At 55.9% G+C, this 16040-nt stretch carries 19 protein-coding genes; 5 read left to right on the top strand and 14 right to left on the bottom strand.

The features are described 5' to 3' along the window. Nucleotides 1-33 precede the first annotated feature (33 nt). A complete protein-coding gene (gene mdtG, locus L6R44_RS05775) occupies nt 34-1251 on the bottom strand; it encodes a multidrug efflux MFS transporter MdtG (RefSeq protein WP_237423541.1) in 1218 nt (405 codons plus the stop codon). A gap of 142 nt (nt 1252-1393) precedes the next feature. Then, nucleotides 1394-2320 carry a Kdo(2)-lipid IV(A) acyltransferase gene (locus L6R44_RS05770; RefSeq protein ID WP_032639605.1) on the bottom strand — a complete coding sequence of 309 codons (927 nt, stop codon included), beginning with the start codon at nt 2318-2320 and terminating at the stop codon, nt 1394-1396. A gap of 221 nt (nt 2321-2541) precedes the next feature. Between L6R44_RS05770 and trhO the strand changes: the two genes are divergently transcribed. Continuing rightward, a complete protein-coding gene (gene trhO / locus L6R44_RS05765; protein WP_237423540.1) occupies nt 2542-3591 on the top strand; it encodes an oxygen-dependent tRNA uridine(34) hydroxylase TrhO in 1050 nt (349 codons plus the stop codon). Nucleotides 3592-3632: 41 nt separating this feature from the next. On the opposite strand, the gene L6R44_RS05760 is transcribed toward trhO, so the two are convergent. From L6R44_RS05760 to mdtH, 9 genes are all read right to left on the bottom strand, one after another. Then, the gene (locus L6R44_RS05760; protein ID WP_237423539.1) at nt 3633-4211 is read right to left on the bottom strand and encodes a YceI family protein; all 579 of its coding nucleotides are present in this window, start codon (nt 4209-4211) and stop codon (nt 3633-3635) included. A 1-nt stretch (nt 4212) separates the two neighbouring features. Next, on the bottom strand, nt 4213-4779 hold the full coding sequence (locus L6R44_RS05755; protein ID WP_237423538.1) for a cytochrome b: 567 nt from the start codon (nt 4777-4779) through the stop codon (nt 4213-4215). A gap of 208 nt (nt 4780-4987) precedes the next feature. Then, complete coding sequence (locus L6R44_RS05750; RefSeq protein WP_032639612.1) at nt 4988-5101, bottom strand: YceO family protein; 114 nt, start codon at nt 5099-5101, stop codon at nt 4988-4990. 60 nt (nt 5102-5161) lie between these two features. After that, complete coding sequence (gene solA, locus L6R44_RS05745) at nt 5162-6280, bottom strand: N-methyl-L-tryptophan oxidase (RefSeq protein WP_237423537.1); 1119 nt, start codon at nt 6278-6280, stop codon at nt 5162-5164. A 116-nt stretch (nt 6281-6396) separates the two neighbouring features. Then, nucleotides 6397-6651 (bottom strand): biofilm formation regulator BssS, encoded by a 255-nt coding sequence (bssS, locus tag L6R44_RS05740; RefSeq protein WP_003858012.1) that lies wholly within the window; start codon nt 6649-6651, stop codon nt 6397-6399. Between the two features lie 272 nt (nt 6652-6923). Then, a complete protein-coding gene (dinI, locus tag L6R44_RS05735) occupies nt 6924-7169 on the bottom strand; it encodes a DNA damage-inducible protein I (protein WP_028012694.1) in 246 nt (81 codons plus the stop codon). Nucleotides 7170-7243: 74 nt separating this feature from the next. Next, the gene (gene pyrC / locus L6R44_RS05730; protein WP_237423536.1) at nt 7244-8290 is read right to left on the bottom strand and encodes a dihydroorotase; all 1047 of its coding nucleotides are present in this window, start codon (nt 8288-8290) and stop codon (nt 7244-7246) included. A 126-nt stretch (nt 8291-8416) separates the two neighbouring features. Further along, nucleotides 8417-8977 (bottom strand): lipoprotein, encoded by a 561-nt coding sequence (locus L6R44_RS05725; protein WP_032639620.1) that lies wholly within the window; start codon nt 8975-8977, stop codon nt 8417-8419. A gap of 123 nt (nt 8978-9100) precedes the next feature. Next, complete coding sequence (gene mdtH, locus L6R44_RS05720) at nt 9101-10309, bottom strand: multidrug efflux MFS transporter MdtH (protein ID WP_237423535.1); 1209 nt, start codon at nt 10307-10309, stop codon at nt 9101-9103. A gap of 236 nt (nt 10310-10545) precedes the next feature. Between mdtH and rimJ the strand changes: the two genes are divergently transcribed. The 4 genes from rimJ (at nt 10546) to murJ (ending at nt 14381) form a co-directional block, all read left to right on the top strand. Further along, complete coding sequence (rimJ, locus tag L6R44_RS05715) at nt 10546-11130, top strand: ribosomal protein S5-alanine N-acetyltransferase (RefSeq protein ID WP_032639624.1); 585 nt, start codon at nt 10546-10548, stop codon at nt 11128-11130. 9 nt (nt 11131-11139) lie between these two features. Continuing rightward, entirely contained in the window at nt 11140-11790 is a 651-nt protein-coding gene (locus tag L6R44_RS05710) for a YceH family protein (protein WP_237423534.1), read from the top strand. A 2-nt stretch (nt 11791-11792) separates the two neighbouring features. Then, complete coding sequence (locus L6R44_RS05705) at nt 11793-12716, top strand: Gfo/Idh/MocA family protein (protein WP_237423533.1); 924 nt, start codon at nt 11793-11795, stop codon at nt 12714-12716. Nucleotides 12717-12845: 129 nt separating this feature from the next. Beyond that, nucleotides 12846-14381: a murein biosynthesis integral membrane protein MurJ gene (gene murJ / locus L6R44_RS05700; RefSeq protein WP_032639631.1), complete on the top strand. Its 1536-nt coding sequence runs from the start codon at nt 12846-12848 to the stop codon at nt 14379-14381. 59 nt (nt 14382-14440) lie between these two features. On the opposite strand, the gene flgN is transcribed toward murJ, so the two are convergent. The 3 genes from flgN to flgA form a co-directional block, all read right to left on the bottom strand. After that, a complete protein-coding gene (flgN, locus tag L6R44_RS05695; RefSeq protein ID WP_032639633.1) occupies nt 14441-14866 on the bottom strand; it encodes a flagella biosynthesis chaperone FlgN in 426 nt (141 codons plus the stop codon). Between the two features lie 4 nt (nt 14867-14870). Further along, a complete protein-coding gene (gene flgM / locus L6R44_RS05690; protein WP_032639635.1) occupies nt 14871-15164 on the bottom strand; it encodes a flagellar biosynthesis anti-sigma factor FlgM in 294 nt (97 codons plus the stop codon). Nucleotides 15165-15257: 93 nt separating this feature from the next. Continuing rightward, a complete protein-coding gene (gene flgA / locus L6R44_RS05685; protein WP_237423532.1) occupies nt 15258-15917 on the bottom strand; it encodes a flagellar basal body P-ring formation chaperone FlgA in 660 nt (219 codons plus the stop codon). Nucleotides 15918-16040 lie beyond the last annotated feature (123 nt).

Genomic DNA, 16040 nt, shown 5'->3' with positions numbered 1-16040 from the left:
TATGAATGCGAAAATAAGCTTCAGGCGTTCGTCTTATTCCGCCACCGGCCGTAGCGCGCGGGATAAACTGAGCCACGAATAAATGGCATTGAACAACACCACGCCCGCCGTCACGATAAAAACGGCGCGGAAACCAAAGCTGGCGGAAATCCCGGCACCGAGCAGCGGTCCGGTGACGTTACCGATATCGCGGAATGACTGGTTATAGCTGAAAATACGTCCGGCAATCTGGTTCGTGGAGTTGTAGACCAGCAGGGTCTGTACGGCGGGCAGTAACGCGCCGTCGGCAGCACCCAGCAAAAAGCGCAGGACGCCCAGCTGCCACGGCGATTGCACCATCGACATCGGGATCAGCAGCAGGACGGAAATCACCAGCGCGCAGATCAGGATTTTTTCCGGACCGACGCGATCCCCCAGCTTGCCCAGCCTCGGGGCGCTCAACAGCGCCGCCACGCCGGGCACGGACGCAATGAGCCCGCTGATGAATGCAATATTGCTCACGTTGCCCGCCAGATCGCGCACGTACAGCGTCAGAATTGGGGCGATCGACCCGGTCGCCACCTGAATAATCAGGGTCGTCACGAAGAGGCTGAGCACCAGTCTGGGATTCTTAAGCGAGGTCAGCACCTCCCTGGCGTGGAGCATCTCTTTTTTGGCGACGGGCGTGAATTTTTCACGAATACAGAGCAGGGTGACGATAAAGCACAGGAACAGCACGCTGGCGGTGATAAAGAACACCGGACGCAGGCCGTAGTTATCCGCCAGCAATCCACCGGCAAGCGGCCCCAGCAGAGCGCCGCTCACGCCGCCGGTGGAGAGCGTGCCCAGCGCCCAGCCGCTTTTATGGCGGGGTATCTGCGTGGCAATCAGGGCATTCGCGTTGGGAATAAATCCCCCCAGCAAGCCCAGCAGCGCGCGCAGGATCAGAAACTGCCAGACGTTTTGCGCCACGCCCATCAGCGCCATGATGATGGCCATCCCCAGCGCCGAACGCAGCAGCATGATTTTTCGACCCTTGCGATCGGCCAGGCCACCCCAGAAAGGAGAGGCCATCGCGGAAAAGAGAAACGTGATGCTGAAGACCAGGCCAGACCACATATTGAGCGCACCGTGGCCCGTCACGCCCAGCTGTTCGACGTAGAGCGGCAGGAAGGGCATGATCAGGCTAAACGCCGCGCCGGTCAGAAAACAGCCAAGCCACGCAACCGTGAGGTTACGCTTCCAGTTTATGGGGGCATCTGAGGGTGACATAACAATCCGCATAATGAGGTGCAGAGCACCTGAAGCATAAGGTAATAAGCCTGCTAATTATGCGCCTGGGTTATGATTGCCGCAATGCGGGTGAGCTTTTAAAGCTAAAAGGGGATGCGGCCCGGACGGGGCCGCATGAGGATCAATAGCGGGACGGCGTGCCCTGTGGTCGCGTTTTAAAGCGACGGTGCAGCCACATATACTGCTCTGGCGCCAGCATGATGCACTTCTCCACGACGCTGTTCATCCAGCGCGCGGTGGTTTCTGCATCGTCGAGCGGCGGCGCGAGCTCCGGCTCCAGCATCATCAGCTCGTAGCCCGATCCATCCGGCTTACGGCGGGGAACAAAAGGCACGATGGCCGCTTTTGACATGCGCGCCAGCATCCAGGTTCCGGTCGTGGTGGCGGCCTCTTCAACGGCGAAGAAGGGAACAAATACGCTAGCCTGCGGGCCATAGTCGTGGTCAGGCGCATACCAGACCACTTCACCGGACTTCAGCGCGCGGATCATCCCCTTCAGATCCTTCCGGTCGATCATGCTTTTGTTGGAGCGCATGCGGCCGTTGGTCTGGATGAGATCGATGACCGGGTTATCGTTTGGACGATAAACGCCGATGCCAGGGGCCTGCATGCCGAACATGCGGGCACCAATTTCCAGCGTCAGAAAATGGACGCCGATCAGCAGAACGCCCGTCTGGTTGGCCTGAAGCGTGTGCACCGGATCCATGCCGGTTCCCGTTACCTCGCTCCAGCGAGCCATGCGTTTGTCCGGCCAGAACCACGCCATACCGGTTTCCATGAGCCCCATTCCGACGGATTCGAAATTCTTCGTGACCATATCGTGACGTTCTGATTCGCTCATCTGCGGAAAACACAGCTCAAGATTGCGGTACGCGATTCTGGCGCGGCGCTTCATAAACGCCTGCGCGAAACGGCCCAGAGATTTACCCAGCCGGAAAATAACAGGGTAGGGAAGCTGTACCAGTAGCCATAAAAAGCCTATGCCAAGCCAGGTCAACCAATAGCGGGGATGCAAAAGGGCAGCAGTAAATTTTGGTAACTGGGTCATGTCTTTCCTGTGTGTAAACGTCCTGTTTTGCTAGTGTCTCATTTTTTGAGACGTAGCCAAAATATCTGCTTTCGAAACGTGCACGAATACAGCAATTGTTATCCCTGATTAATCAGGGTGAGTGAAATGTAGCGTAAATTGTGTGGATGTAAATTGGTTTTGTTTGCTATATGATGCCGACCGATTTTTCATTCTCTCTAACGATTCCAGGACTGTACACCATGCCAGTGTTACACAACCGCGTATCGAATGAGATGTTAAGAGCGCGCATGTTGGCTGAAACCGAACCGCGCACGACCATCTCATTCTACAAATACTTCACCATTGACGATCCGCAGGCGACCCGCGATGCGCTCTACCAGGCGTTCACCGCGCTGAACGTCTTCGGCCGCGTCTACCTTGCCCGTGAAGGCATCAACGCGCAGATTAGCGTACCGGAAAGCAACGTCAGCGCCTTCCGTGACGTACTCTATCAGTTTGACCCGGCCCTTAACGGCTTGCGCCTGAACATTGCCCTGGATGATGACGGCAAATCCTTCTGGGTGTTGCGCATGAAGGTGCGTGAACGCATCGTGGCGGACGGTATCGACGATCCTGAGTTTAACGCGGCGGACGTCGGTGAATACCTGAAGGCGGCGGAAGTCAATGCGATGCTGGACGATCCGGATGCCGTGTTCATCGATATGCGTAACCACTACGAGTACGAAGTGGGGCATTTTGAGAACGCGATGGAAATCCCGGCCGATACCTTCCGCGAACAGCTGCCGAAAGCGGTTGAGATGATGCAGGAACATAAAGATAAAAAGATCGTTATGTACTGCACCGGCGGTATCCGCTGCGAAAAAGCCAGCGCGTGGATGAAGCACAACGGCTTTAGTAAGGTCTGGCACATTGAAGGCGGCATTATTGAGTACGCCCGCCGCGCCCGCGAGCAGGGGTTACCGGTACGCTTTATCGGGAAAAACTTTGTCTTTGACGAGCGTATGGGTGAGCGTATTTCGGAAGATGTGATTGCCCAGTGCCACCAGTGCGGCGCGCCGTGCGATACCCACACCAACTGCAAAAATGACGGGTGTCATCTGCTGTTCATTCAGTGCCCGGCCTGTGCCGAGAAGTTTAACGGCTGCTGCAGCGAGCTGTGCAGCGAAGAGAGCATCCTGCCGGAAGAAGAGCAGCGTCGCCGTCGTGCGGGACGTGAAAACGGCAACAAGATTTTCAATAAATCACGCGGCCGTCTGAACACCAAACTGGGTATCCCCGACCCGGAATGATAATAACGCCCGGCAAGGTAAAAACCTGCCGGGCGAAACTATTATGATTTCTGCTGTACACCTTCAACGGAAATAATCAGCTCCACGTCCTGAGACGCCGGGCCTAAATCCGTTGTGATATTAAAATCTTTCAGATGAATTTTCCCTGCCGCTTCAAACCCTGCGCGTTTACCGCCCCAGGGATCGTCACCCTGACCCAGTAATTTAGCATCAAGCGTGACCGGTTTTGTTACGCCATTAAGCGTCAGGTTGCCGGTAATATTCAGCTTATCGCCGTCTTTCTTTACGTTCGTGGAGGTGAAGGTCGCCTGTGGGAATTTCGCGACATTCAGGAATTCCCCACTGCGCAGGTGTTTATCGCGCTCTGCATGGTTTGTGTCGACGCTGTTCGTATTAATGGTCACATTGACCTTATCGGCCGCGGGATTTTTGTCGTCAAAGGTGAACGTGCCGTCAAAATCCTTAAAGGTGCCGTACAGCCAGCTGTATCCCAGGTGCTGAATACGGAAATTGACGAAGGCGTGCTGGCCCTCTTTATCAATTTTATAATCCGCAGCCACGGCGGAACCGGCGGTAAATAACAGAGAACCCAGTGCGATACCCAGCAGGTGTTTTTTCATTTTATGCTCCAGAGTCAGCTGACGAGCGGCCAAGCATGCGCTTAAGCGTATCGTCTTTATCAATAAAATGGTGTTTAAGGGCGGCAAGCCCGTGCAGTACGGACAGAATGACGACGCTCCACGCAAGCCAGAGGTGAATAACCCCTGCCGTATCCGCCTGAGCGCCCGCATCGCTGAGCGTTGCCGGGACGTCAAAAAGTCCAAAGACGCTAATCGGCTTACCGTCAGCCGTCGAAATGAGATAGCCGCTAATCAGGATGGCAAACAGCAGCGCGTAGAGGGCAATATGCGCGGCGACTGCACTGACGCGAGTCAGTTTGCTGTGGGTCTTCGGCGCGGCGGGCGGCGGGGAAATATGCCGCCAGATGACGCGGAAAACCAGCCCCAGCATCAGGAGGACGCCAATGCTTTTATGTAACTCCGGTGCCTGGTGATACCAGCCATCATAATAGCTGAGCGTGACCATCCAGAGTCCAAGTCCAAACATACCGTAGACGGCAAGAGTAAATATCCAGTGCAAACCTATGGATATTATTCCGTAGCGTTGGGAGGCGTTACGCAACTGCATTAGAATGTCCATTTTCAGATTAACAGAAAGTTAAAAATGAACGGGGCGGCGAAATATTGCAACTGAAAAAAGAGTATATGGAACGTTATTTTATTTATATCAGCGATTTTGAAAAGGATCGGTTAATGTAATTCAGTGAGGTCGGGCAAGATGAAATTAAGAGTTTCAGCTAATATAAATTAACGTCAATTATTGTCAGTCCGGCTTTTCAGTAAAATACAATGTAAACAAAATCAATAATGGCCAGCAGCGCCCACAGCAAGATATAGAGCATAAAATGCTCGCGAATATTGTTCATCAGAAAGTTAACGATCCTGCGCATAACGCCCCGTAGTGCCGTGTGAATGAAACGGGCCCCGGCACGTCCGGAGCCCGCGGCGGATTATCCGTTAAAACGCGAGAGGGAGAACGGCGTTAGATCAAACTGCGGCGTAATGCCCTGGGCAAACTGCGCGGCGATTTCACCAAGCACGGAAGCAAACTTAAAGCCGTGGCCGCTCAGCCCGGTGATGATCATTGTGTTGTCATGCCCCGGCAGCGTATCAATGATAAAGTCCTCGTCCGGCGTGTTGTCGTAGGTACAGGCTGCGCCATACAGCAGGCCGCCGACGCCCGGAAGGATCGTGCGCAGGAACGTGAAGGCTTCTGACCCATCCTGTGGAACGGCGCCGAAAGGTTTACGCTCTTCAGGGGAGGAAATCGCCTGGCCCCCGTTGTGTTTACCGATTTTCAGCGCGTCTTTCTCAGAAGGGAAGCCGTAGAACTGATCGCCATTCGGCAATTCGCCGGTGAAGGCCGGGAATTTATTCTGCGCGCTGTAGCGACCATCTGACTGGAACCAGGAGAAGACCTTGCGCACCGGCTGGATTGGCAGCTCCGGCAGCAGGCGAGTGACCCATGTTCCTGCGCTGACCAGCAGGCGGGATGCTGAATAGTCGCCGTCAATCGTTGTGACCGTGACGCCGTTTTCGTCATGGGAGATGGCTTCCACCGGACAGTTAAACAGCTGCGCACAGCCGGCTTTCGCCGCAAGATCGATCCAGGTTTTGATCGCCGTTTCACAATGCAGCACGCCGGAGTGGGCTTCGAAAAGGGCGATATAATCATCCGGGACGGTAATTTCAGGCCAGCGCGCGGTAATACCCGTTGCGTCCAGCTTCTCCACGTCCAGATTAAAGGCCTTCGCGCTGCGCTCGACGCTGGCGAGAAATTCAGAATGGGCAGGACCCAGGTTGACGACGCCGGTACGTTCGAAGATGCGATCCTCGGTCTGCTTCGCCAGCTCATCCCACAGCGTCTGGGCGCGCAGCACCAGCGGCACGTAGCGCTCGCCTTCTCCGTACGCATGGCGCATGAGGCGAGTATCGCCATGATGGCTACCCTCCGAATGAGGAGGAAGATGGGCATCGATCATCAGGACCTTCAGCCCTGCCTGCGTCGCGTAATAACCGGCGGCTGAGCCCACGGAGCCGCTACCAATAATGATTAAGTCGTATCTCATATGCATCTCTTAAACTGACGTTTTGTTAGCAGAGTAATTAACAACGCGGGCTTAGACAAGGGAGAAATAAATAAGGCACCGCGAGGGTGCCTGTAGAGAGAAAAGTGGGCATAAGCTTAGTGCCGTTTATACTCATTTTCCTGATAGTCGCCAGATTCTATTTTTGCAATACCTGCCTCTAAAATAGAAATAAACTGACGGGCGACGTCTGTTGTTAGCCACAGCGTCTGTCCAACTTCCGCTTCGTCACGGTTAAGTTGATTTGGGGTCTGGTAGTGCAAACGCAGCATCAGCGCATCGTAGCTATCTACGGTACTGATATCCCAGCCGACAAGTGGATGGGTCTGGATCACTTCACTATTCTTTTCCATTATAACCCCCTTAATGCGTGTTAGAAGACAACGTCTCTGAGGTTCAATGCATGTTTTTCTGAAGGCATCTTCAGTATATCAGTAATAAGGGTTCCGACGGGAAAAATAAACAGGTAGCAACACATTTTCCTGCTTTTTAGGATTGTTCGAGCAATAAAACACCATCTTGTTCACGATTCTTAAAGAAGATGCCGAATTAATTTGAACTTACCGTGTTTTAGACGAAAAAAAGCCGGGGCGACCCGGCAAAAAAACACAATGAGGGAGCAGTGTTAATCTGTGATAAACCAGTCGTCTGCGCTTTCCCACGTTTCCTGCAGGATTTCGCTGATGCGGTCTTTATCTTCTTTCGCGGCGCCCATTACTGAGAGGTTGTTTGCCGCGGCGTAGCGCACCGTGACGGCACCCGCGTTGTCGGGAAAGGTGTTGTTAATACGACGGGATAATTCGCCGGCCAGCGCGTCAAGCGCGCCGGCAGGCAGAACGGTAGTTTTGGCAATGGTGACTTCAATACGCATAAATGCCCCCTGTGTAATATACTGTTTATTTATACAGGCATATTGTCGGTTTGACAACCAGGGGCATTGATTTTTTAACGTTTTACCGTCCAGCTTACGGTCTCGCCCGCCAGGAACGGGATCAGCGTGTCATCCGTCAGCGCAATAGACTCCTCAACGTGGCTCGCTTTACGCTCCAGTTCGATGAAGGTGTCGTTGGCCGGCAGGCCGTAGAAGCGCGGGCCGTTAAGGGAGCAGAACGCTTCGAAATGTTCCAGCGCGTTCATCTCTTCAAATACGGTCGCGTAGCTGGCAAGTGCCGTTGGGGCGTTGAAGCAGCCTGCGCATCCGCAGCTCGCCTCTTTACGGTGGCGGGCGTGAGGCGCGGAATCGGTGCCGAGGAACGCGCGGGTGAACCCGCTGGCCACCAGCTCGCGCAGCGCCTGCTGGTGAACGTTGCGCTTGAGGATCGGCAGGCAGTACAGATGAGGGCGCACCCCGCCCACCAGCATATGGTTACGGTTAAACATCAGGTGCTGTGGGGTGATGGTGGCGGCAATCAACTCGTTGCCGTCACGCACGTACTCCGCCGCGTCTTTGGTGGTGATATGTTCAAAGACCACTTTAAGCGCAGGCAGGCGCTGGCGCAGCGGTTCCATCACGGTCTCGATAAAGCGGGCTTCACGGTCAAAGATGTCAATCTCGGCATGCGTGACTTCACCATGCACCAGCAGCGGCATGCCCAGTTTCTGCATACGTTCCAGCACCGGCATGATGGCATCAATGCTGGTGACGCCGTGGCTGGAGTTGGTGGTGGCGTTCGCCGGGTAGAGTTTCGCTGCCGTAAATACGCCTTCGTTAAACCCGCGCTCCACCTCGTTCGGATCCAACGAGTCGGTCAGATAGCAGGTCATCAGCGGGGTAAAATCGTGTCCCGCAGGCACGGCATCCAGGATTCGCTGGCGATACGCGATCGCGGCATCGACGGTGGTGACTGGTGGCACCAGGTTAGGCATGACAATCGCGCGGCCATAAATTTCGCTGGTATAAGGCACGACGGTTTTCAGCATATCGCCATCGCGCAGATGGATATGCCAGTCGTCTGGGCGGCGGATTTTTAAAACCTGGGGTTGTGCAGTCATGGAAGCTCCGGCTTGTCAGGAATCAGTCATAAGGATGGCTGTTTTTGCCGGACACAAATCATAAGCGGAAACGTTTTCGTTTGCACACTTTTCCGTAAAAAAAAGGGCGCCGCAGCGCCCCTCAGGTTAATCGGTGAAAGGAATGATAATTTCTCCCGGCTTCACCTCTATCCCTTTTGCGTATTTTTTCGCCAGAGCTTCACCCTTGCTTTTATCTTCACTTAAGACGTACGCGGGCTGCTGGTTAAAGTAATTCCGCAGCGACTGGTTCAGATAGGGCATCAGGGTTTGCAGAACCGGCGCCATCTTGTCCGGCGAAACCTGCGCATCGACGACTTCCATCTCCTGCAGGAAAATGGCCCCTTTTTCTTTGTTGAAAACGGGGAGCGCCTTCAGCTTGAGCTTGATGTTGGCCTTCTGATTGCCAAAGAGGGATGACATATCGAGAGCCGCATCACCTGCCAGGGTGACTTTGTTTGGCTCCTCACGTCCGATCTGGCTGGTGAGATTCGTGAGGACGATATGCGCGTCCGCCAGACCCGGCACGCCAATGTCTTTAGAAAAATTATTATGTTTTTCCAGCGCCTGATTAATTTCCTGTTCACTGACGGTATATTGCGTGAGCTGGTTACAGCCAACCAGCAGGCCGCTGACGACCAATGCCGCGGCTAAAACAATTTTCTTCATAGTGTTCCTCAACGAAAAATCGGCGCTTCTGTCCTGTTACGCCAGTATGTCAGCGTGAATGGGCAGAAACCAGCAGAAAAAACTGAGAAGCGGGGCGGGAAAGACTCCCGCCAGAGAGAAAGGCTACGCGCCGGGCTCGAGCATGCCGCTCGCGCTGCGCTTCTGGCTGAACTGCCACCAGAGGGCCAGGAGCGTCATAAAGCCCACCGCGCCGAGCATCATCCACGGGAGTTCGGGCTGGTTCAGCGCTTTGCCGGCATCAAACAGCCAGCCGCCGCCGGCATACCCCAATGCGCCGCCCAGCGCCAGCCCCAGCCGGCTGAAACCCATATAGCTGCCGCGGGCACGTGCATCCGCAAGCGAGGCGCTCAGCGTTTCACGGGCAGGCTCGGCGATGATCGAGCCAATATAAAAGGTGCAAATCAGCGTAAACAGCTGCTGGAGCGAGTTCACCAGGCCGATCGGCATCATGCTCAGCGTCATCAGGAACAGCCCGGCCATCAGGCGATGCTCCAGGCGAAAACGCCGCTCGCTCCAGCGGGCGATGGGGTAGAGCAGCGTCAGAGACAGGCAGGCCTCAATGGCGTACATCCACTTAACGGCGGCAGGCGTACCCGCAATCTCGTTAACCATAATTGGCAGCATCAGCATGACCTGTACCGCCAGCATGTAATACCCGGTCAGGGTCAACACGTAGGTGACAAAACGCTTGTCTCGCATGACGCGTCCAAGCCCCTCGCGCACCGGCGCTTTCACCGTCGACAGCTTCCAGGCAGGAAGGTAGAGGCCGTTGAACAGCGCGCACAGGATAAAGAGCACCGCGCCAGCGGCGCAGACCAGACGGAAGTCATACTGCAGCAGCCAGCTTCCCAGCAGGGCGCCGACAACCGCTCCGGCGCTGTCCTGCATCATGAGTATCGAGAAGAAACGGCCACGATGCTGAGGGCGAATCAGCTTCACCACCAGCGCGGTGCGTGGCGGATCGAACAGCGTGCCCCCGATACCGGAGAGGAAACAGGAGAACCAGAGCAGCCAGGGCTCGTGGGCGACCGCCATGGTGGCAAACCCTGCCGCGCGCAGCAGCATACCGGTCACGATCATCGGCTTAGCGCCAAAGCGGTCAGCGATGGCCCCGCCAAAGACGCCCAGACCCTGCTGGACAAACTGGCGTAACCCCAGGGCAATACCAACCATGAGTGCCGCCCAGCCCATTTGATCGACAAAGCGGATCGAGATGAGCGGAAAAACGACAAAAAAGCCGAGCACGACCAGCATGTTATCGACGAGCAGGAAATATTTACCCAGGCTCCTGGCCTGTGATACGCGGGACATTTTCCCTCCAGGGAAAATAAGAAGGTGAGCACGCTAACATTCTGCGGTGTCGCCGCACGTTTTCCCACCCCCGGAGGTGACAATATTTTTTTATCAAAAGGGTGCTTTGATAGAGAGTTCTCATCGAAAATGGTGAAAAGAGCGCAAAATGGTATGTCACTGTTTTCACAGACGGCGCAGGCGCAGGTATAGTAAAGCTAATGGGTGAGCAGAAGTGACGGGAAGGAGTGGTATCGATGTTTGGCTATCGCAGTAATGTGCCAAAAGTGCGTCTGACAACGGACAGGCTGGTCGTTCGTCTGGTGCACGAGCGTGATGCCTGGCGTCTGGCGGATTATTACGCCGAGAATCGCCAGTTTTTAAAACCCTGGGAACCCGTTCGGGACGAGAGCCATTGTTACCCTTCCGGCTGGCAGGCGCGGCTCAGCATGATCGCGGAATTTCACAAGCAGGGCAGCGCGTTTTATTTTGCGCTGCTGGATCCAGAAGAGAAAGAGATTATCGGGATCGCCAATTTTTCAAACGTGGTGCGGGGATCGTTTCACGCCTGCTACCTTGGCTACTCCATCGGCCAGAAATGGCAGGGGCAGGGGCTGATGTACGAGGCGCTGACGGTGGCGATCCGCTATATGCAACGCACGCAGCACGTCCATCGCATTATGGCGAACTATATGCCGCATAACCAGCGCAGCGGCAATTTGCTGGCGCGTTTAGGGTTTGAGAAAGAGGGTTACGCCAAAGACTATCTGCTGATAGACGGAGAGTGGCGCGACCACGTTCTGACGGCGTTAACCACCCGGGACTGGACCGCAGGTCGTTAAGGAGAAAAGATGAAGTATCAGCTAAACGCTACAGAAGCGCGCGTGATTGGGTGCTTGCTCGAAAAACAGGTCACCACGCCGGAGCAGTATCCGCTCTCCGTCAACGCCGTGACCATGGCCTGCAACCAGAAGACCAACCGCGAGCCGGTGATGAACCTCAGCGAGCATGACGTTCAGGACGTGCTGGATGCACTGGTAAAACGCCACTATCTGCGCACCGTCAGCGGCTTCGGCAACCGCGTGACCAAATACGAGCAGCGCTTCTGTAACTCCGAGTTTGGCGACCTGAAGCTGAGCAGTGCGGAAGTGGCGGTCATCACCACGCTGCTGCTGCGCGGGGCGCAAACCCCGGGCGAACTGCGCACGCGCGCGTCGCGTATGCACGAGTTCAGCGATATGCAGGAAGTCGAGCAGACCCTGGAAGGGCTGGCGGCGCGTGAAAACGGCCCCTATGTGGTGCGTCTGCCGCGCGAGCCGGGCAAGCGTGAAAGCCGCTATATGCACCTCTTCAGCGGTGACGTCGAGGTCGCTAGTGTTGAGAGCGACGCGGGATCTTTAGCAAGCAACGACACGCTTGCCGCGCGCGTGGAGGCGCTTGAAGAAGAGGTCGCTGGGCTGAAACAGCGTCTGGACGCGTTGCTGGCACATTTGGGAGACTAACATTGAAAAAATTACGCATTGGCGCGGTGGGGCTGGGTGGTATCGCGCAAAAAGCCTGGCTTCCGGTTTTAGGGGCAGCGACGGACTGGACCCTGCAAGGGGCATGGTCGCCCACCCGAGAAAAGGCAGAACGGATCTGCGAAACCTGGCGCATCCCTTATGCGGCATCGCTGCAGGATCTGGCCCGCGAGTGCGATGCGGTCTTTGTGCATACGTCGACGGCCACCCACTATCAGGTGGTGAGCGAGTTGCTCAACGCGGGCGTCCACGTCTGCGTGGATAAACCGCTGGCGGAAAATGTTCAGGATGCCGAGCGGCTGATTGAGCTGGCGGCGCGCAAAAAACTGACGCTGATGGTGGGCTTCAACCGCCGCTTCGCGCCGCTTTATCAGCAGCTAAAGGCGCAGTCGGGCACGCTCGCTTCGCTTAGGATGGATAAGCACCGCACCGACAGCGTAGGGCCAAACGATCTGCGCTTTACGCTTCTGGATGACTATCTGCACGTTGTGGATACGGCGCTGTGGCTGAGCAACGGCGAAGCGCTGCTGAAAAGCGGTACCCTGGTGACGAACGACCAGGGGCAGATGGTCTACGCGGAACACCACTTTGCCGTTGAGCATCTTCAGATTACCACCAGCATGCACCGTCGGGCGGGAAGTCAGCGCGAATCGGTGCAGGCGGTGACCGACGGCGCGCTCTATGACATTACGGACATGCGCGAGTGGCGGGAAGAGAAGGGCAACGGCGTGGTGACGCTCCCGGCGCCGGGCTGGCAGAGCACCCTTGAGCAGCGCGGTTTCGCAGGATGCGCCCGCCACTTTATCACCTGCGTGCAAAATCAGACGGTTCCTGAAACGTCCGGCGAGCAGGCCATTATGGCCCAGCGCATTGTGGAAAGGCTCTGGCGCGAGGCCATGAGCGAATAATTCGCTGTAACATCTGCGGATAGTAATTCGTTGAAATCCGGTTAGACTAAGCGCCGCTTGTTGGCTTTGCCGGGCGGCGCTTACGCTTGTCCGGCCTATACATCCGTATGGTTCTGGAAATTCACGTTAATGAACTTATTAAAATCGCTGGCGGCCGTCAGCTCGATGACCATGTTTTCCCGCGTGCTCGGTTTTGCGCGCGACGCCATTGTGGCAAGGGTATTTGGTGCAGGGATGGCCACGGACGCTTTCTTCGTCGCGTTCAAATTGCCGAACCTGCTGCGTCGTATTTTTGCGGAAGGGGCGTTCTCCCAGGCATTCGTTCCAATCCTGGCGGAATATAAAAGCAAGCAGGGTGAGGACGCCACGCGCGTTTTTGTCTCGTATGTCTCCGGCCTGCTGACCCTGGCGCTGGCGGTGGTGACCGTCGTTGGGATGCTGGCCGCGCCCTGGGTGATTATGGTGACCGCGCCCGGTTTTGCCGATACGGCTGACAAATTTGCCCTGACCTCGCAGCTGCTGCGCATTACCTTCCCCTATATTCTGCTCATCTCGCTGGCCTCGCTGGTGGGGGCGATCCTCAATACCTGGAACCGCTTCTCCGTTCCGGCGTTTGCGCCGACGTTTCTCAACGTCAGCATGATCGGTTTTGCCCTGTTCGCCGCGCCGCACTTCAATCCGCCGGTGCTGGCGCTGGCCTGGGCGGTCACCGTCGGCGGCGTGCTGCAGCTGGCGTATCAGTTGCCGCACCTGAAAAAAATCGGCATGCTGGTGCTGCCGCGCATCAATCTCAAAGATGCCGGAGCGATGCGCGTGATTAAGCAGATGGGACCCGCCATTCTCGGCGTCTCCGTCAGCCAGATCTCGCTGATTATCAACACCATCTTTGCCTCTTTCCTGGTGTCCGGCTCGGTGTCGTGGATGTACTACGCCGACCGTCTGATGGAGTTCCCGTCCGGGGTGCTGGGCGTGGCGCTGGGGACCATTCTGCTGCCGTCGCTGTCGAAAAGCTTTGCCAGCGGCAACCATGATGAATATTGCCGCCTGATGGACTGGGGTTTGCGTCTCTGCTTCCTGCTGGCCCTACCCAGCGCGGTGGCGCTGGGTATTCTGGCCAAACCGCTGACGGTATCGCTCTTCCAGTACGGCAAATTCACCGCTTTCGATGCGGCAATGACCCAGCGCGCGCTGATTGCCTACTCGGTCGGACTGATGGGGCTTATCGTAGTTAAAGTGCTGGCACCGGGGTTCTATTCCCGTCAGGACATCAAAACGCCGGTAAAAATTGCTATCGTGACGCTGATTATGACGCAGCTGATGAACCTGGCGTTTATCGGCCCGCTGAAGCATGCCGGCCTGTCGCTGTCTATTGGTCTGGCGGCCTGTCTGAACGCCGGGCTGCTGTACTGGCAGCTGCGCAAGCAGGATATCTTTACGCCGCAGCCGGGCTGGGCGAGCTTCCTGGTGCGTTTGATTATTGCGGTGCTGGTGATGTCTGCGGCATTGCTCGGCATGATGTACGTCATGCCGGAGTGGTCTCAGGGCACCATGCCCTTCCGTCTGATGCGGCTGATGGCCGTGGTGGGCGTCGGGGTGGTGGCGTACTTTGCCACGCTCGCGGTGCTGGGCTTCAAGGTCAAAGAGTTCGCCCGCCGTACGGCATAAACGCCAAAAGGGGAGTTCACCTTAGGGTGCTCCCCACTGCATGATTTGTCGCTGATGCGTCAAATCGAAATCTTTTTAACTCCCGCAATACGCGCCGTCGCTGTCTGGCCGTCCGCACCGTACAGTCCGGTTTCTTTATGCGGTTTCAGTACCTCAAGCGCCTGCTGATTTCGCTCAATCTGACCTTCCAGCAGCCAGCCGTTGTGCTGGTTAAGATCGCGCAGGAGCTGGGTTTTTTCGGTAATGGTCTGCCAGCGCTCAACAATATCGTCATTGGCGCTGCGCTTGGGATCTTGCTCAGCGCGACGCTGTTGCTCAAGATAATCCAGCGTTGCCAGAAGCGAACTTTTGTCTTCAGTAATACGCTGCAGCGCGCTGCCGTTGATGTGGCCGGAAGAGAGATGCTGTTGCTCAGCGTCCATTACCGTTTTCAGGTCGTTCAGGACAACCGTCATTTGGTCCAGTATTTCTGACAGTCGACTCATACGGTTAGTTACTCTGCAAGAAACTCTGAGCTTCCTGAATCAGGGCATCAGCAATCTTGCTGGTATCCATTTTCAGCTCACCGTTACGAATAGCCGTTTTCAACGCTTCAACACGTTCCATATTGATATCGTTGGTGCCTGGCTGCATCAGTTTTGCCTGGGCGTCGCTCAGGGTCACGCTGGTGCTGTTGGACGTTGACGGTTTTTCCAGACGCGTTTTCTGCGCAGGAGCGTCATTCGTTTCGCGAGGCTGTACAGCGCTTACCGGCTTCAGGGCTGATGTACGATCAATGCTCATAGTGTTGTCCTCATCGAGGGTTCGCGGCGTTTGCGCCTGACATCATCATTAATGGAATATTTATCGGCACGCGCCGCGAAATCTTTAAAAAGATTATAGGTTAATCAGAATATTCCCATCAGAATCGACGGTTCCGCTCACCACCTGGCCTGAAGACATTCTGACGCGGGCGTTTTGCGCCACCGCGGCATTGTTTAACGCTTTCCCTTCACTGTTGATGCTAAAGCCCTCTCCGTTGGCCACCACCATCACCTGTTGACCCGCTTTTACCCGCCAGGCCTGGCGCAGCATCGAGAGCTGTATCGGCTGGCCGGGTGCGACATCGCGCAGGCTTACGGCGTCCTGGGCCTGGTTCATTTCCAGCATGGTGCGGGGCGGGAGCTGATCCAGACGCCCACGCTTCAGCGTCACGCTGTTCGGCTGCAGCACGCTGCCGCGCGCAATGGGCACGGCGGCAACAACATAATTGCCCGTCGCCTGAACGGCAACCTGTAAATAGCGTTTTTCACCGGCGCAGCGTGCCAGCACGTTCACATTCCCCCACAGCCGGGTGGTCCCCGTCACGCTGAATGACGGCTGGTCGCAGGTCGGGTAGAGATTCGGCGGCGTGCGCACGGTAACGTTAACCTCATCGCTAAAGCCCGCCAGCTTTTCCGCAAAGAAAGCCGTTAACCGATCCTGCAAGCCTTCAGCCTGCACCAGCGGGCTAAACAGCAAGAAAGTTGCCATCAGGCCACGTTTTAACGTTTGCATCGCAAGTTCCACCGTTTCCAGAGTTGAATGAATTCTACCTGCAGCGGTTTTGCATCAACGGAATAAATAGCGACGCATTTTGCGCTTATTCCGTCGATAGGGGAGACCGGGTGAGATTTAAGC

It is taken from the genome of Enterobacter cloacae complex sp. ECC445, from assembly GCF_021892025.1.
In the GTDB taxonomy this organism is placed as follows: domain Bacteria; phylum Pseudomonadota; class Gammaproteobacteria; order Enterobacterales; family Enterobacteriaceae; genus Enterobacter; species Enterobacter chengduensis.
This window is presented reverse-complemented; position numbering and strand designations above follow the sequence as displayed.

Excerpts from the sequence above, each read along its gene's own strand:
- mdtG (WP_237423541.1), bottom strand. The coding sequence starts at position 1,251 with ATGTCACCCTCAGATGCCCCCATAAACTGGAAGCGTAACCTCACGGTT.
- L6R44_RS05770 (WP_032639605.1), bottom strand. The coding sequence starts at position 2,320 with ATGACCCAGTTACCAAAATTTACTGCTGCCCTTTTGCATCCCCGCTAT.
- trhO (WP_237423540.1), top strand. The coding sequence starts at position 2,542 with ATGCCAGTGTTACACAACCGCGTATCGAATGAGATGTTAAGAGCGCGC.
- L6R44_RS05760 (WP_237423539.1), bottom strand. The coding sequence starts at position 4,211 with ATGAAAAAACACCTGCTGGGTATCGCACTGGGTTCTCTGTTATTTACC.
- L6R44_RS05755 (WP_237423538.1), bottom strand. The coding sequence starts at position 4,779 with ATGCAGTTGCGTAACGCCTCCCAACGCTACGGAATAATATCCATAGGT.
- L6R44_RS05750 (WP_032639612.1), bottom strand. The coding sequence starts at position 5,101 with ATGCGCAGGATCGTTAACTTTCTGATGAACAATATTCGCGAGCATTTT.
- solA (WP_237423537.1), bottom strand. The coding sequence starts at position 6,280 with ATGAGATACGACTTAATCATTATTGGTAGCGGCTCCGTGGGCTCAGCC.
- bssS (WP_003858012.1), bottom strand. The coding sequence starts at position 6,651 with ATGGAAAAGAATAGTGAAGTGATCCAGACCCATCCACTTGTCGGCTGG.
- dinI (WP_028012694.1), bottom strand. The coding sequence starts at position 7,169 with ATGCGTATTGAAGTCACCATTGCCAAAACTACCGTTCTGCCTGCCGGC.
- pyrC (WP_237423536.1), bottom strand. The coding sequence starts at position 8,290 with ATGACTGCACAACCCCAGGTTTTAAAAATCCGCCGCCCAGACGACTGG.
- L6R44_RS05725 (WP_032639620.1), bottom strand. The coding sequence starts at position 8,977 with ATGAAGAAAATTGTTTTAGCCGCGGCATTGGTCGTCAGCGGCCTGCTG.
- mdtH (WP_237423535.1), bottom strand. The coding sequence starts at position 10,309 with ATGTCCCGCGTATCACAGGCCAGGAGCCTGGGTAAATATTTCCTGCTC.
- rimJ (WP_032639624.1), top strand. The coding sequence starts at position 10,546 with ATGTTTGGCTATCGCAGTAATGTGCCAAAAGTGCGTCTGACAACGGAC.
- L6R44_RS05710 (WP_237423534.1), top strand. The coding sequence starts at position 11,140 with ATGAAGTATCAGCTAAACGCTACAGAAGCGCGCGTGATTGGGTGCTTG.
- murJ (WP_032639631.1), top strand. The coding sequence starts at position 12,846 with ATGAACTTATTAAAATCGCTGGCGGCCGTCAGCTCGATGACCATGTTT.
- flgN (WP_032639633.1), bottom strand. The coding sequence starts at position 14,866 with ATGAGTCGACTGTCAGAAATACTGGACCAAATGACGGTTGTCCTGAAC.
- flgM (WP_032639635.1), bottom strand. The coding sequence starts at position 15,164 with ATGAGCATTGATCGTACATCAGCCCTGAAGCCGGTAAGCGCTGTACAG.
- flgA (WP_237423532.1), bottom strand. The coding sequence starts at position 15,917 with ATGCAAACGTTAAAACGTGGCCTGATGGCAACTTTCTTGCTGTTTAGC.